General features: G+C 47.7%; 16 protein-coding genes. 14 read left to right on the top strand and 2 right to left on the bottom strand.

What is annotated here, in order from left to right:
* Positions 1–8 precede the first annotated feature (8 nt).
* On the top strand, positions 9–815 hold the full coding sequence (locus AC0DBE_RS12030; RefSeq protein ID WP_014115603.1) for a glycosyltransferase family 2 protein: 807 nt from the start codon (positions 9–11) through the stop codon (positions 813–815).
* 14 nt (positions 816–829) lie between these two features.
* A complete protein-coding gene (locus AC0DBE_RS12025; RefSeq protein WP_014115602.1) occupies positions 830–1,507 on the top strand; it encodes a uracil-DNA glycosylase in 678 nt (225 codons plus the stop codon).
* A gap of 27 nt (positions 1,508–1,534) precedes the next feature.
* Here AC0DBE_RS12025 and AC0DBE_RS12020 read toward each other — a convergent pair whose 3' ends face one another.
* Positions 1,535–2,905 carry an aldehyde dehydrogenase gene (locus AC0DBE_RS12020; protein ID WP_472962274.1) on the bottom strand — a complete coding sequence of 457 codons (1,371 nt, stop codon included), beginning with the start codon at positions 2,903–2,905 and terminating at the stop codon, positions 1,535–1,537.
* A gap of 167 nt (positions 2,906–3,072) precedes the next feature.
* Here AC0DBE_RS12020 and AC0DBE_RS12015 point away from each other — a divergent pair, with 167 nt between their 5' ends.
* From AC0DBE_RS12015 to AC0DBE_RS12005, 3 genes are all read left to right on the top strand, one after another.
* Positions 3,073–3,390 (top strand): YwdI family protein, encoded by a 318-nt coding sequence (locus tag AC0DBE_RS12015; RefSeq protein WP_072183239.1) that lies wholly within the window; start codon positions 3,073–3,075, stop codon positions 3,388–3,390.
* 18 nt (positions 3,391–3,408) lie between these two features.
* Entirely contained in the window at positions 3,409–4,731 is a 1,323-nt protein-coding gene (locus AC0DBE_RS12010; RefSeq protein ID WP_472962273.1) for a purine/pyrimidine permease, read from the top strand.
* 61 nt (positions 4,732–4,792) lie between these two features.
* Positions 4,793–5,164 (top strand): DUF423 domain-containing protein, encoded by a 372-nt coding sequence (locus tag AC0DBE_RS12005; RefSeq protein WP_003222123.1) that lies wholly within the window; start codon positions 4,793–4,795, stop codon positions 5,162–5,164.
* A gap of 43 nt (positions 5,165–5,207) precedes the next feature.
* On the opposite strand, the gene gerQ is transcribed toward AC0DBE_RS12005, so the two are convergent.
* Entirely contained in the window at positions 5,208–5,744 is a 537-nt protein-coding gene (gerQ, locus tag AC0DBE_RS12000; protein WP_014115597.1) for a spore coat protein GerQ, read from the bottom strand.
* Between the two features lie 319 nt (positions 5,745–6,063).
* Between gerQ and spsA the strand changes: the two genes are divergently transcribed.
* The 9 genes from spsA to rfbB are packed head-to-tail and all read left to right on the top strand — an operon-like array spanning position 6,064 to position 14,895.
* Positions 6,064–6,834: a spore coat dTDP-glycosyltransferase SpsA gene (gene spsA, locus AC0DBE_RS11995; RefSeq protein WP_014115596.1), complete on the top strand. Its 771-nt coding sequence runs from the start codon at positions 6,064–6,066 to the stop codon at positions 6,832–6,834.
* A 4-nt stretch (positions 6,835–6,838) separates the two neighbouring features.
* Positions 6,839–8,263, top strand: a complete 1,425-nt coding sequence (locus tag AC0DBE_RS11990) for a CDP-glycerol glycerophosphotransferase family protein (RefSeq protein ID WP_087987334.1) — start codon at positions 6,839–6,841, stop codon at positions 8,261–8,263.
* Positions 8,264–8,284: 21 nt separating this feature from the next.
* Positions 8,285–9,454, top strand: a complete 1,170-nt coding sequence (locus AC0DBE_RS11985) for a DegT/DnrJ/EryC1/StrS family aminotransferase (protein WP_326197750.1) — start codon at positions 8,285–8,287, stop codon at positions 9,452–9,454.
* A gap of 1 nt (position 9,455) precedes the next feature.
* Positions 9,456–10,325 carry a GNAT family N-acetyltransferase gene (locus AC0DBE_RS11980; RefSeq protein ID WP_061186535.1) on the top strand — a complete coding sequence of 290 codons (870 nt, stop codon included), beginning with the start codon at positions 9,456–9,458 and terminating at the stop codon, positions 10,323–10,325.
* A complete protein-coding gene (locus AC0DBE_RS11975; protein WP_014115592.1) occupies positions 10,325–11,446 on the top strand; it encodes an N-acetylneuraminate synthase family protein in 1,122 nt (373 codons plus the stop codon). The genes AC0DBE_RS11980 and AC0DBE_RS11975 overlap by 1 nt, the downstream gene beginning before the upstream one ends.
* Positions 11,439–12,161, top strand: coding sequence for a glycosyltransferase family protein (locus AC0DBE_RS11970; RefSeq protein WP_472962268.1), 723 nt, complete (start codon positions 11,439–11,441; stop codon positions 12,159–12,161). Before AC0DBE_RS11975 ends, AC0DBE_RS11970 begins: the two co-directional genes overlap by 8 nt.
* A gap of 2 nt (positions 12,162–12,163) precedes the next feature.
* Positions 12,164–13,183 carry a PseG/SpsG family protein gene (locus tag AC0DBE_RS11965; protein ID WP_472962266.1) on the top strand — a complete coding sequence of 340 codons (1,020 nt, stop codon included), beginning with the start codon at positions 12,164–12,166 and terminating at the stop codon, positions 13,181–13,183.
* A 24-nt stretch (positions 13,184–13,207) separates the two neighbouring features.
* The gene (locus tag AC0DBE_RS11960; protein WP_014115590.1) at positions 13,208–13,948 is read left to right on the top strand and encodes a sugar phosphate nucleotidyltransferase; all 741 of its coding nucleotides are present in this window, start codon (positions 13,208–13,210) and stop codon (positions 13,946–13,948) included.
* Positions 13,948–14,895: a dTDP-glucose 4,6-dehydratase gene (gene rfbB, locus AC0DBE_RS11955; RefSeq protein WP_041906295.1), complete on the top strand. Its 948-nt coding sequence runs from the start codon at positions 13,948–13,950 to the stop codon at positions 14,893–14,895. Before AC0DBE_RS11960 ends, rfbB begins: the two co-directional genes overlap by 1 nt.
* The last annotated feature ends 8 nt before the right edge of the window (positions 14,896–14,903 follow it).

Here is a 14,903-nt window from a genome sequence, read left to right as displayed (position 1 = left end):
AGAGCATCATGAAGATTTCTATCGTAATTGTGACCTATAATCGGATTCCGGCTTTGTGTGAGCTTCTGGAGTCGATTTCGCAGCAGACCTTGAAGCCGTATGAAATTATTATTGTGAATGATGCCGGGGAATCGGTCGTGCCGGTCAAAGCACTGTATCCGGAGCTGCCGATTGCTGTCATCAATTTAGAAAAGAACTCGGGGCATGTGGCTGCGAGAAATGCCGGTGTAAAAGAGGCGTCCGGCGATTGCATTATGCTTTGTGATGACGATGATTTCTTTACGCCGGGTCATGTGGAGAGAATGGCGAAGGAAATAGAAACGGCAGATTTTGTTCATGCTGATGCGGAAATCGTCTCGTTTGAAGAGAAAAACGGAACAAGATATCCAGTTTCGCGGAAGCTATTTGCTTATACCGCTGACTACGAGGATATGAGAGTGTTCTCTACATACGTGCCGTCGGGCAGCATGTACAGACGTTTTCTGCATGATGAAATCGGGTATTTCGATGCTGATGTGCACAATTATTGGGACTGGGATTTTTATTTGCGTGCGGCGAAGGAGTACCGGGTGAAGCGTGTCCCTTGTGCGAGTGTGATTTATGCCTTCAGTGACGCGGGAGACAATCAGTCCGCGGACCTTGGCGCCAAGCGGAAACAATATTTGGATCGTTTAAGTGAAAAGCACGGACTCGGGGAACTGCCGACGAAGAACTTTGCCGTCCTGCTTGAAGAGCCTGAGATGAAAAGACGGGAAGCACAAAGTGAGATCGTTTGGGATGGCAAACCTGTCTATTCCAGACTTCATCGTTCGTAAGGGAGGCCTGAATCTTGAAACAGCTTTTACAAGACAGCTGGTGGAATCAGCTGAAGGAAGAGTTTGAGAAACCATATTATCAAGAGCTCAGAGAAATGCTGAAGCGTGAATACGCGGAGCAAACGGTTTATCCGGACAGCCGGGATATTTTTAATGCGCTGCATTATACCCCATACGATGATGTCAAGGTCGTCATACTCGGCCAAGATCCGTATCACGGGCCAGGACAGGCCCAAGGCTTAAGCTTCTCCGTAAAGCCAGGTGTGAAGCAGCCGCCTTCATTAAAAAATATCTTTCTTGAGCTGCAGCAGGACATCGGGTGCAGCATCCCGAATCACGGGTCGCTTGTGAGTTGGGCAAAGCAAGGGGTTCTTTTGCTGAATACTGTGCTGACAGTAAGGCGCGGACAGGCGAATTCTCATAAGGGAAAAGGCTGGGAGCGTCTGACGGATCGGGTTATTGACGTGCTGAATGAAAGAGAGCGGCCGATTGTCTTTATTTTGTGGGGGCGGCATGCTCAAATGAAAAAAGAACGGATCGACACGTCCAAGCATTTTATCATTGAATCCACGCATCCCAGCCCGTTCTCTGCAAGAAACGGATTTTTCGGGAGCAGGCCGTTTTCCCGGGCGAATGCGTGCTTGGAGAAAATGGGAGAGGCCCCGATTGATTGGTGTATACCGGATTTGTAAAAAAGAAGCGCAGATATTCTGCGCTTTTTATTTAAGTATTTTCCGAATTATTTGCAGTCCGTTTTTGGAGGAAGGATAACGAAATGCGAAGTCGAAGCGGTTCGTTTGTTTGACGACGCTTTTTTTGTGCGTAAATGTGTTGAAGCTGTCAAATCCGTGATAGCTGCCGATGCCGCTTTCTCCGACGCCGCCGAATGGCAAATACGGTGTCGCGACGTGCATTAATGTATCATTGACACAGCCTCCGCCAAACGACAGGTTTTCTAAAACTGCCCGCTCGATTTCTTTATTTATGGTGAAGACATACAGAGCGAGCGGCTTTGGGCGCGATTGGACTTTCTCAATGACTTCGCCGATATCGCCGTATGTAAAGAGTGGAAGAATCGGCCCGAAAATCTCCTCCTGCATCACTGGAGAGTCATCTTTCACTTGCTCAAGAATCGTCGGGGCTATTTTGTGGTGATCAGGATCAGACTGTCCGCCTGTGAGCGGAACGCCATCATTCAGAAAGCTGAGCAGCCGCTGATAGTGGCGTTCGCTGACGATTTTGCCGTACTGCGGATTACGTTCGGGCTGAGGGCCGTAAAATTTAATGATTGCACGCTTCATTTCTTCTATGAGCTTCATTTTGACGTCTTCGTGGACAAATAAATAATCTGGTGCGATGCAGGTTTGTCCCGCATTTGTAAATTTCCCGAAGACAATGCGTTTGGCGGCAAGCTGTATGTCAGCATCCTTATGGACAATGCAAGGGCTTTTGCCACCGAGCTCCAAGGTAACGGGAATTAATTGTTTGGCGGCAGCCTCCATGACGATTTTTCCCACGGCAACGCTGCCGGTAAAGAAAATGTAGTCAAAGGGCTGCTGTAATAATGCTGTGCTGACATCGGGCCCGCCTTCCGCCATAGCGACATAATCATTCGGAAAAACGCTGCTGATGAGTTTGGAAAGAACAGCGGAAACAGCCGGCGTATATTCTGACGGTTTGAGAACGACCGTGTTTCCGGCGGCAATAGCTCCAATCAAGGGAGAAAGCGCCAGTTGCAGGGGATAATTCCAAGGCGCAATCACCAAAACGGTTCCATACGGCTCAGGGATGATGATGCTCTTGGAGCCTAGATGAGTCAGCGGCGTTTTGACTCGTTTTGGCTTGATCCATCTCCTCAGCCGTTTCATCACAAAGCTGATTTCCTCCAACACAATTCCGATTTCTGTCGTGTACGCCTCCTGTTCAGATTTGTGGAGATCCTGATAGAGAGCGGCTGTTAAATCGGCTTCATGTATTTTGATGGCTTGTTTCAGCTTCTGCAAAATGTCCAGTCTCGATTCTAGCGGTCTCGTATGCCCCGCCGCAAAATAGGCTTTATGCTTGCTGACGATAGAGGGGATGCTGTTCATTCCGTCGCTCCTTTTTTGTAAGGTATGGTGATTTATTATGTGAAAAATCTCTTCTGCTTGTCAAATGCGCAAGGTTTGTCAGAAAAAATAACAAACTCATATCTGCGTTCGCGGCAGGAATTTGATAAAATGCAGGAAGACGACATTTATTTTTTGGAGGGTTCTTGATGAACATTCATATATCTGCTTTGATTCAAAAGATGGAAGAGGAGCTGAAAAAGGCAAAGACAGCTGAACGGGATGAGGAGCTGAAGCGTTACGTAGCAGTTGTCCGTTCGTTGTGTGACGTCGTGCTGGATCAGCCGGAGACCGCGAGCGCGCCCCGCATACAGCCGAGCAGCACGCCGATTCCTGCCGCACCGCCATCGACAGACCAGCTGATGATGGAAAAAATGATGGGAAGCACGGGATTAAACAAATATCGAAAGCAGGAAAAAGAGAAGCAGGAAGAGGACGGAAACGGAGAGTCTTTATTTGATTTTTAATGAGAAAGGTTGAGCTACGTGAAATTGGTTCTTGGTGCGCTGCAATGGACAGCGTTTATCATTGCTGCGGCGATTGTTGTTCCGGTGGCGGTTGCCCAGTCGTTTCATTTGGATCACTCAGATTCTGCGAGATTGATCCAAAGCACCTTTTTTGTGCTGGGAATTGCCGCCGTCATTCAGTGTTTGAAAGGCCACAGACTGCCGATCAATGAAAGCCCCGCGGGCTTGTGGTGGGGAGTGTATACAATCTACGCCGGGCTGACGGGAACTGTGTTTGCGACATATGGGGACACACTGCGCGGTTTGCAGGGAGCTCTTCTTGTAAGCGCTGTATGTTTCTTTTTGTTAAGTGTTTTCAAGGTCATTGACCGGCTTGCAAAATTGTTTACTCCGGTTGTCACGGGTGTCTATTTATTGCTGCTGGTGATGCAGCTGAGTCAGCCCATTATAAAAGGAATTCTCGGAATCGGCTATCGTAAGGACGGGGTGGACGGTCTTGTATTTGGCCTGGCACTTGTTGTGATCGCTGCCGCCTTTATGATGACAAATTCGAACAGCATGTTTTTCAAGCAATATTCTATTTTATTGGCCCTGTTCGGCGGGTGGGTGCTGTTTGCGGCTGCTGGAGCGGCAAAGCCGATTGAAATGCCGGATCGGCTGTTTCAGCTGCCTTCCTTGTTTCCTTTTGGCGCCCCGTTATTTAACAGCGGCCTGATCATCACCTCAATTTTTATTACCATCTTGCTGATCGTAAATATGCTGGCGAGCATGAAGGTTGTGGACATCGCTGTGAAGAAATTCGGCAAACAGCCGGATGAACAGCATCATGAACGACATGCCGGTTTTGCCGCCTCATTCAGCCATCTGCTGAGCGGTTTGACAGGAGCCATTGCTCCGGTTCCGATTTCGGGAGCCGCAGGTTTTATTGAGACGACGAAAATGTCTTCTAAAAAACCGTTTATGATCGGCAGTATTTTGGTTGTCGTGATCAGCGTGATCCCGTTTTTTATGAATGCGTTTGCGAGCCTGCCATCACCCGTTGGATTTGCGGTAAACTTTGTTGTGTTCTCCGCAATGGGAGGTCTGGCCTTTGCAGAATTTGATTCATATGAGAAAGCAGAATTAAAAAGGGTGCGGTCTGTCATCGGCATCTCGCTGCTGACAGGGGTCGGTATCATGTTTGTTCCTGAAACTGCATTAAAGGGATTGCATCCGGTATTGATTTCTCTGTTAAGCAACGGGCTCGTATTAGGGACACTTGCTGCAATAGCGGCAGACCAGTTTCAGCTTTGGCGCAGGAGAAAATCCGACAATCTCGTGTCATCGGAGAACAAACGTTGAATTTTGGTTCAGGTGCGATAAGATAAATGATATGAGTTTAACGAAAAGGCGGGAGAGATAGATGAAAGTTTTTATCATATTAGGGGCTATTAACGCTCTGCTTGCCGTGGGACTTGGGGCATTTGGCGCTCACGGATTAGAAGGGAAAATTCCTGATAAATATCTTCAGGTGTGGCACACAGGCGTCCAGTATCATATGTATCACGCCCTTGGGCTTTTCGTTGTCGCGTTTCTCGCCGATAAATTATCCGGCATCGGCAGTGTCACGACAGCCGGCTGGCTGATGTTCGCGGGAATTGTGCTGTTTTCCGGAAGCTTATATATTCTCAGTGTGACGCAAGTCTCCATTCTTGGGGCGATTACCCCGCTCGGCGGTGTGGCGTTTATTATTTCTTGGATTATGATCGTTGTCGCAGCCGTCAAATATCTATAAACAAAAAAGCCAATCCTCATGATATGAGTGATTGGCTTTTTCTTTATCTTGGCGAATAGGACGACATGGAGTATGGATACGTATACGCAATTTCTTCATCAAATGTAATGTAATCGAGGTAGATTGTCAGGAGCAGGTAGCGTGTTCCTGATTTCGGGTCGCTGAGGATAATGTGATCCCGGCCCGCAGCCTCGATGACGCCGCGAAAGATCTTCGAGCCCCATTCCTTGCTGTTTTCAAATGTCATATAAATGGTAGCCGTTTTTCCCCGGTTCAGGCGCAAAATATTCTCAATGTAAGATTCCTCAACAGGCAGCATGCCGGGAACGCTTTGGCCCGGCGCTGACGGTGTCGGCCCCGATGGGATTTGAAACCCGCCGCCCTGCTGCTGGCCCGGGAAGCCGAAGCCTTGCTGTCCTTGCTGCCCCTGCTGCATTGGCATCATTGGCTGCATCCCCATCATCTGCATTTGTCCGCCTTGGCCTTGCTGCGGGTACGGATTGGCACCGTACTGAGGCTGATACCCCTGCATATTATCAAATCCCTGCATTTGCTGATATTGATTTTTTTTCGGTTTCATATCGTTCCTCCTTTTTATGAAAACCAATCAAAACATGTTCCGGATGTATAGATGAACGCTCCGCGATGACTCACCTCCGATGGAAAACGATCTTAGTCGCTGGTGCGATTTTTATCTCTTTCACCTTATGAGGCTGATGCTTGGAATATGCGGAAAAAGAGCAGCAGACGGCACAGATTTTGATCTGGGCAGCTGCTGTTTTTCGTAGACATACACAAACTTTTCGCATATTGGTTTGTATCCCTAGCGCAACTTGCGCATAAGCAACATAAGATAACGTTAGTTTCAGGTGTGAAGTTTCAAGAAGGAGGTGTAGGATTTGCCGAAAGTATCAGTCATTATGACGAGCTATAACAAAAGCGATTATGTGGCAAAGTCCATTTCTAGCATACTCTCACAAACGTTTTCAGATTTTGAATTGTTTATTATGGATGACAACTCCAATGAAGAGACGCTGAATGTAATCCGTCCTTTTTTGAATGATAACCGAGTGCGTTTTTATCAAAGTGATGTATCTGGAGTAAAGGAAAGAACGGAAAAAACGAGGTACGCGGCGCTGATCAATCAGGCGATAGAGATGGCGGAGGGTGAATATATCACCTATGCAACGGATGATAACATCTATATGCCGGACCGGCTCCTGAAAATGGTGCAGGAGCTCGATGCTCATCCTGAAAAGGCTGTGATTTACTCAGCATCCAAAACCTATCATTTAAACGAGCATCGCGACATCATAAAAGAAACTGTCAGGCCTGCCGCCCAAGTGACGTGGAACGCGCCGTGCGCCATCGACCATTGTTCGGTGATGCACAGGTATTCAGTGCTTGAGAAGGTAAAGGAGGAGTTTGGCTCCTATTGGGATGAAAGCCCGGCGTTTTACCGGATCGGGGATGCCCGGTTCTTTTGGAGAGTCAATCATTTTTATCCGTTTTACCCGCTGGCTGAGGAGCTGGATCTGAATTATATTACCGACCAATCGATTCACTTTCAGCTGTTTGAATCAGAAAAAAATGAATTTGTCAGGAACCTTCCTCCGCAACGCAATTGCCGCGAGCTGCGGGAATCATTAAAAAAGCTTGGAATGGGGTGAGAGCTTGTCGGCCTATTTAAGCAACTATTGGGTGCTGTACCGGAAGTATGTGGAGCTTTTTGACAGACTTCGCTACAAGGGGATTCCGCTTGGGCTTATCAGTAATTTTTATCAATATATCAGCCCTGAGCTAAGGGTGATGATGGAAGAAGAACCGGAGTTATTCGGACCGGCGGATCAGCATATCGATGAAGGGCAGATTCAGCCGTTTTTTGAAGAAAAAATTCAAAATATAGTCAAAACAAACGATGAACCTGTTAAGGGGAAAGTCATTTTGCACTTTGATTACCTGCGTTTTTCAAACGAAAATTACTATCAATTTGACCCTGAAAAAACGGCTGTTTTGGCCAGATGGAGTTTGCCGCATTATTGTGATCTGCCTGTGATTAGCAAGCGTGAGATTGCCGAATCATGCCAAAAAGGCGATCCGAAGCCGTATCTCGAAACAGCCTGTTCGATTCTCGCCCCTTTTGAAGACCACCCGGCATTCGGTGATCAAGCATTTCGCGACCGGCTTTATAAAGATATTCCTTTATTTATGGAAGCCATTGATACGGTTGATACGCTGTTTGAGCAGGAGAAGATTTCGGCCGTTGTCGTCGGAACGGCAGAAGATATTTACAGCAGGGTGCTCGCTCTCATGTGTCAAAGGAGAGGGGCCGTCAGCATTTGCCTTCAGCATGGCGCATTGATGGGAGATGAAGCCTTCATTCCTGTTTTTACAACCTATCAAGCTGTTTTTGGTGCGTATGAAGCGGAGTGGTTCAAACGAAAAGGCTGTAAACCTGAGCAGATTCTCGTAACGGGACATCCCCGCTTCGATCAGATTTTTAACAGAACCCCTATGGACATGTCCACATTCTATCGAAAACTTGCTTTTCATCCATCTAAAAAAATCGTGCTCATTGCGACCCAGCCCTTTTCAGAAGATTTTTATTCAGGTGTGCTAGAAGGGCTTTCTGATCAGAAACAGCTGCAAATTATCATTAAACCTCATCCTTGGGAAATCGGAAAAAACAAGCTGGATCTATATCACGCTGCGGCGAAAAAACATAACGCATGCAGAGTCATCAAAAAGGAGCTGGATCTGTATGATTTGCTGCCGTATGCTGACGCGGCAGTGACGCAAACCTCAACAGTCGGACTTGAAGCCATGCTGTTTCAAAAGCCTGTGCTGATCGGGAAATCATCCGGAAACCGCTCGTATCCGTATTATGAGTCTCTTGGCGATTTTATGTTTGATCAGCCGGATGAACTGGCGCGCACCTTGATTGAGGTTCTTCGAAGTCCCGCCGTGCATCAAAAAGCAGAAGAGGCGCGTATGGCATTCACAGCTGCTAATTATCCGGTGGCAGAATCAACAAACGCTTTATTTTCGGTACTGAAAGCCAAAACAGGGGTTGATTACAGGCGGGAAGATACTGAATAAAATGATAGGAGCGCAAAGAAAATGGTGCAAAAGAGAAATCATTTTCTTCCTTACTCATTGCCGTTAATCGGCAAGGAAGAAATTCAGGAGGTTACAGATACGCTTGAATCGGGATGGCTCTCCAAAGGCCCGAAGGTTCAGCAGTTTGAAAAAGAGTTTGCTGCGTTTGTCGGGGCAAAGCACGCCGTGGCGCTGAATTCATGTACCGCTGCTTTATTTTTGGCTTTGAAAGCAAAAGGGATCGGGCCGGGTGACGAGGTCATTACCTCTCCGCTTACGTTCAGCTCGACCGCCAATACGATTATTCATACAGGAGCGACCCCTGTGTTTGCGGACATTGACGAAAACACGCTCAATATTGACCCGGCAAAGCTTGAGGCGGCCGTCACACCGCAAACGAAAGCAGTTGTACCCGTCCACTTCGGCGGGCAGTCCTGTGATATGGATGCGATATTGGCAATTGCCCAAAAGCATGGCTTATTCGTGCTGGAGGATGCAGCACATGCGGTGTATACGACTTATAAGCAAAGAATGATCGGTTCTATCGGGGACGCGACGGCATTCAGCTTTTATGCCACTAAAAACCTGGCGACAGGCGAAGGCGGCATGCTGACGACAGACGATGAGGAGCTTGCCGATAACATCCGGGTGCTGAGCCTTCACGGCATGAGCAAAGCCGCATGGAACCGTTATTCTTCAAATGGCAGCTGGTATTATGAAGTCGAATCGCCCGGCTATAAGATGAACATGTTTGATTTGCAGGCGGCTCTCGGTCTTCATCAGCTGAAACGGTTAGATGATATGCAGAAACGGAGAGAAGAGATTGCCGGCCGCTATCAAGCCGCTTTTCAGCAGATTCCGGGGCTGATCACGCCGTTTGTTCATGATGACGGAAGGCACGCCTGGCATTTATATGTTTTGCAAGTTGATGAAAAACAGGCCGGTGTCACGCGCGGCGAAATGATTACGGCTTTAAAGGATGAATACAATATCGGCACAAGCGTTCATTTTATCCCGGTACACACCCATCCGTATTATCAAAAGCAATTCGGGTTTAAGGAAGCGGACTTCCCGATCGCCATGAATTACTATAAACGAACCCTGTCACTCCCGCTCTATCCATCAATGTCTGACGAGGATGTACATGATGTCATTGACGCTGTGCGGGATATCGTAAAAGGGGCTGGTTAAAGTGTACACGGTAAAAGAAAATGTCTCCAAAGAAGCGATTGAGAGTTTTCTCCAAAGCAGGCAGCTTACATTGGACGTTCCGTATCAATTCTCCCTCGGCCTTTTTGAAAACAGCAGGCTCCAAGGCGTCTTGCTTTACGAAGATTCTCTGTGGGAAAGCCAGATGCTTCAGAAGAAAGTCATGAACGTCAAACTTCTTGCGGCAAACAGCGCCGGGCAGTTGAAGAGGCTGTTTGAAGCTTTTTATTCTGTACGCCAAATGGATGAAACGGATTTTATCTTTGTTCGTGTTCCGGCTGAAGATATCGGAGCGGCGCATGTGATACAGCAGCAGCCATCCTCTTACTTTGTCGGCAGTTTGCTGAAGCTGGCGAAGCCCCCGTCTTTTTATGACAAAACAGCGCCGTTTTTTGAACTGGGCCCGCCTGAGCCTGGAGACACAGAAGCGATATGTGAGCTGGCCCGAGACTCGTTTACAAAAAGCAGATATTTTCAAGATCCTCATCTCAGCCGTGAAGCAGCAAACAAAATTTTTCAGGAGTGGACACGAAACAATCTGAATGGAAGGGCGGCTATAAATATTGCCGCTAAGCATAATGGCGAGGTCATCGGCTATCTTCAGGGCTTATCAAGAGACGATGAATGTATTCTCGATTTGATGGCTGTAAAGCCGGGGTTTGAAGGAAAACGTATCGCGTTTCATTTATTGGCGAATCTCATAGAACAACCGGAGACACAGAAGCATAAAACGGTAACAGCGGGGACGCAGCTTCACAATGTAAGGGCGATTCGCCTTTATGAAAGAATGGGCTTCACCGCTGAACAATCATACTATTATTATCATATTTGGCCGGGCAAGGAGGCGAAATAATGGCAGAGTTTCAGATCGCGAATAAAACTGTAGGCAAAGACGCGCCTGTATTTATTATCGCCGAGGCAGGAATTAATCATGATGGAAAGCTTGATCAGGCCTTTGCGCTGATTGATGCAGCGGCGGAAGCTGGAGCGGATGCCGTGAAATTTCAAATGTTCCAGGCTGATAAGATGTACCAGAAAGATCCTGGTTTGTACAAAACAGCGGCGGGTAAGGACGTCTCTATTTTTTCTTTGGTTCAATCAATGGAAATGCCAGCTGATTGGATTTCTCCGCTATTGGATTACTGCCGAGAAAAGCAGGTGATCTTTTTAAGCACAGTATGTGACGAAGGGTCAGCCGACCTGCTTCATTCCACCTCGCCGAGCGCTTTTAAAATCGCATCCTATGAAATTAACCATCTTCCGCTGCTCAAATATGTCGCCCGTATGAACAGGCCGATGATATTTTCAACAGCCGGAGCGGAAATTTCTGATATTCACGAAGCTTGGAGCACCATCAGGACAGAAGGCAACGATCAAATTGCCATTATGCATTGTGTGGCGAAATACCCTGCGCCGCCGGAGTACAGCAACCTCAGCGTCATTCCGATGCTTGCCGCCGCTTTTCCTGATGCGGTGATCGGCTTCTCCGATCATAGCGAGCATCCGACAGAAGCGCCGTGTGCCGCGGTTCAGCTCGGAGCAAGACTGATAGAAAAACATTTTACGATCGATAAAAACCTGCCGGGCGCCGACCACTCGTTTGCGTTAAATCCGGACGAATTGAAAGAAATGGTCGAAAGCATCAGGAAAACCGAGGCTGAGATGAAACAAGGAATCAGGAAGCCGGTCTCTGAAAAACTGCTTGGCAGTTCATACAAAACAACGACCGCCATCGAAGGAGAAATCCGAAATTTTGCATACAGAGGGATTTTTACAACGGCTCCGATTCAAAAAGGTGAAGCTTTTAGTGAAGACAATATCGCAGTGCTTCGCCCCGGGCAAAAGCCGCAGGGGATGCACCCGAGATTTTTTGAGCTGCTGACTTGCGGCGTTCGGGCTGTAAGAGACATTCCGGCCGACACAGGCATTGTCTGGGATGACATTTTAGTGAAGGACAGCCCGTTTCATGAATGACATTCTCTTTATCATTCAAGCCAGAATGGGGTCAACACGGCTTCCGGGAAAAGTGCTGCGTCGGCTCGGATCCAATCGCTTACTCGATATGATCGTTCACCGCGTCCGGCAAAGCGCCTTTTATCAAAAGGATCGGGATAATCTTGTCATCGCCACGTCTGATAAAGAAACTGACGACATATTAGAGGCGCACTGTGTTAAACATAGCTTTCGCGTTTTTCGCGGCAGTGAGGAACGTGTTCTCGACAGGTTTGTGAAGGTCATTGAGGCTGTCAAACCGACAGTTGTCATCCGGTTAACAGGTGAAAATCCGTTTGTTGATCCAGAGCTGCTCGATATGATGATTAAGGCGCATCTTGATCAAGGAGCGGATTATACGTATATCCTGAATACCCCGTTAGGGATTTGCGGCGAAGCGGTCAGCGCCAAGCTGTTAACAGACATCAGCCGCATTCAGGCGTTGGGGGATCAATATCAGGAGCATGTCACGTTATATGTAAGGGATCATCCAGATCTTTATCACGTTCAATTTTTAGAGGCGCCGGAACAATTTCGCGGCCCTCAATACCGGCTGACCATTGACACAAAGGAAGACTATGAATCGATAAAGGCTCTTTATCAAAAAGCAGGCGAGCGCCCAGATATATCCGCCTCAGAGCTCATAAGCCTGCTGAACCGGAACCTTGGTGCGGCAAACGAACGAGAGGCTGAATAGCCATGCATATTGGGATTGTCGCAGACGGGGGTTATGAAAAGGGAATGGGCCATGTTGTCCGGATGAAGAGACTTGCGGATGAACTCAAACAGTGCTGCTTGATTACGTTTTATACGAATCAGGAGTCTGAACCATTTCTTCATGAAGAGCATTGGCATGTCATCGTAAAGCCGGAGCTGCAGCAGCACGAATTTATTCTCCGGGAAATAAAAAGCAAGAAACTTGATCTGGTTTTGTTTGATATTCTCGGCGCACCTGTTGAGCTGTTAAAGAAAATAAAGGCGGAAACAGATGCAAAAATTGTACTTTTTGAAGAGAAAAACGCCAAAGCGATTCATCAAAGTGACGCAGTCATCAACGGAATTTACGGCGATATCAAAAGCAGGGTGTACGATCAGGGAAACACCCGCATCTATGAAGGGCCGGATTATCTTATTCTTCACCCCGCCTTCCGAGCCGCAAGAAATGATTACACACTTAAGAAAAAATGCCGCAATATCGTTGTTGCATTAGGAGGAAGTGATCCGAAGCAGCTTGTTTTTAAAGTGCTGGCTGCAGCCGACGAAGTCCCCGCCATGAAAGACAAAAACATGATGTTTGTGATGGGGAGCGCTTCACCGCACCAAGAGGCGGTCCGAAGGCAGATTCAAAAGAAGCCGCAGTACACGGTGATCGGGCAAACAAATGATATGGCGGGTATGATGAAACAAGCGGATGCAGCCATTGTCGCCGGCGGCATCTCCCTGTACGAAGCCATTTGCATCGGCGTGCCGTGCCTCGTCCTTTCTCAGGTTGAGCACCAAACGGCAACAGCCAAAACATTCGCTGAGCTAGGCGCCGCTCTTGATCTTGGCTTGGGAGAGCTTGTATCGGATGAAACGCTTATCTATCAGATGTCACGAATCATCAGCAGCTATCCTCTTCGCCTTTCATTGCACAAAGGAGGAAGGCTGCTCGTAGATGGCAAAGGCATCAAACGGGTATCAGCTATTCTTTTAGATTTGTATGAACAAAAGGTATAAAAATGCATGTAAGGAAGTGTTAATGTGAAAGGTGTTATTTTAGCCGGAGGAAACGGCTCACGCCTTATGCCCTTAACGAAAGCCGTCAACAAGCATTTGCTTCCTGTAGGCCCGTATCCGATGATTTACTGGTCGATTATGAAGCTGGAGGAAGCCGGAATAAAAGACATTTTACTCATCAGCCAAAAAGAGCATATGCCGCAATTTTTCAAACTGCTTGGGAACGGGGAAGAGCTTGGCGTCACAATCACTTATCAGGTCCAGCCTGCCGCATCGGGCATTTCGGATGGTCTGTCTTATGCAAAACGCTTTACGAAAAAAGAGCCTTTCATTTTATTATTAGGTGATAATATATTCGAAGATTCATTAAAGCCTTTTACGGAGCGTTTTGAACAGCAGGGAAAAGGAGCAAAGGTGCTGCTGAAAGAAGTTGATGATCCGGAACGCTTCGGGATTGCTGAGATTGATGAGAAAAACAAGCGGATTCGTTCCATTATCGAGAAGCCCGCACATCCGCCGACCAACCTTTGTGTAACCGGCATTTATATGTATGATGCGGAGGTGTTTTCGTATATTGAACAAATATCACCGTCGAAGCGCGGCGAGCTGGAAATTACCGATGTGAATAATCTATACATCGAAAACAGCCAGCTTACGTATGATGTGTTATCAGGCTGGTGGGTCGATGCCGGAACTCACGAATCGCTTCATCTCGCCTCTCAGCTTGTACATCAGGCTTTACAGAAAGGACAGGACGAAAAGTGATGGCAAAATCATATTTAATTACGGGCGGAGCCGGCTTCATCGGGCTCACGTTTACAAAGCTCATGCTGAAGGAAACGGATGCACGCATTACCGTTTTAGATAAACTAACGTACGCCAGCCACCCGGAGGAAATGGAAAAACTAAAGGAAAACAGCCGTTTTCGCTTTGTAAAAGGGGATATCAGCGTTCAGGAGGATATCGACCGGGCGTTTGATGAGACCTATGACGGTGTGATTCATTTTGCTGCGGAATCGCATGTGGACAGAAGCATTTCCCAAGCGGAGCCGTTTATCACCACGAATGTCATGGGGACATACCGATTGGCGGAAGCGGTCTTGCAGGGAAAAGCCAAGAAGCTGATTCATATTTCAACAGATGAGGTGTACGGGGATTTAGAAGCGGATGATCCCGCATTTACTGAAACGACGCCGCTTTCCCCTAATAACCCATACTCAGCCAGCAAAGCAAGCTCTGATTTGCTCGTGTTATCGTACGTAAAAACCCACAAGCTACCAGCCATTATTACACGATGCAGCAACAATTACGGCCCCTACCAGCACAGCGAAAAAATGATTCCGACGATTATCCGACATGCGAAGCAAGGCCTACCGGTTCCGCTGTACGGCGATGGGCTCCAGATCCGAGACTGGCTGTTTGCGGAGGACCATTGCCGCGCCATCAAGCTGATTTTAGAAAAAGGAACCGACGGCGAGGTGTATAACATCGGCGGCGGAAATGAACGCACAAATAAAGAGCTGGCGAGCATCATCATGAAGCATCTGGGCTGTGAGGAATTGTTCGCCCACGTGGAAGACCGAAAAGGGCATGACCGGCGCTATGCGATCAATGCTTCAAAGCTGAAAAACGAACTGGGCTGGCGGCAGGAAGTGCCGTTTGAAGAAGGCATTGCGCGTACGATTCGCTGGTATACAGACAATGACCGATGAGAAGGTGA

The organism is Bacillus sp. VA15, from assembly GCF_055721145.1.
Note: the sequence above shows the minus strand (reverse complement) of the source record. Positions and strands in the feature narration are given on the sequence as shown.

Bases quoted from the DNA above. Each gene is read 5' to 3' on its own strand.
- AC0DBE_RS12015 (WP_072183239.1), top strand. From the start codon at position 3,073: ATGAACATTCATATATCTGCTTTGATTCAAAAGATGGAAGAGGAGCTG.
- AC0DBE_RS12030 (WP_014115603.1), top strand. From the start codon at position 9: ATGAAGATTTCTATCGTAATTGTGACCTATAATCGGATTCCGGCTTTG.
- AC0DBE_RS11970 (WP_472962268.1), top strand. From the start codon at position 11,439: ATGAATGACATTCTCTTTATCATTCAAGCCAGAATGGGGTCAACACGG.
- AC0DBE_RS11985 (WP_326197750.1), top strand. From the start codon at position 8,285: ATGGTGCAAAAGAGAAATCATTTTCTTCCTTACTCATTGCCGTTAATC.
- AC0DBE_RS11975 (WP_014115592.1), top strand. From the start codon at position 10,325: ATGGCAGAGTTTCAGATCGCGAATAAAACTGTAGGCAAAGACGCGCCT.
- AC0DBE_RS11965 (WP_472962266.1), top strand. From the start codon at position 12,164: ATGCATATTGGGATTGTCGCAGACGGGGGTTATGAAAAGGGAATGGGC.
- rfbB (WP_041906295.1), top strand. From the start codon at position 13,948: ATGGCAAAATCATATTTAATTACGGGCGGAGCCGGCTTCATCGGGCTC.
- AC0DBE_RS12005 (WP_003222123.1), top strand. From the start codon at position 4,793: ATGAAAGTTTTTATCATATTAGGGGCTATTAACGCTCTGCTTGCCGTG.
- gerQ (WP_014115597.1), bottom strand. From the start codon at position 5,744: ATGAAACCGAAAAAAAATCAATATCAGCAAATGCAGGGATTTGATAAT.
- AC0DBE_RS12020 (WP_472962274.1), bottom strand. From the start codon at position 2,905: ATGAACAGCATCCCCTCTATCGTCAGCAAGCATAAAGCCTATTTTGCG.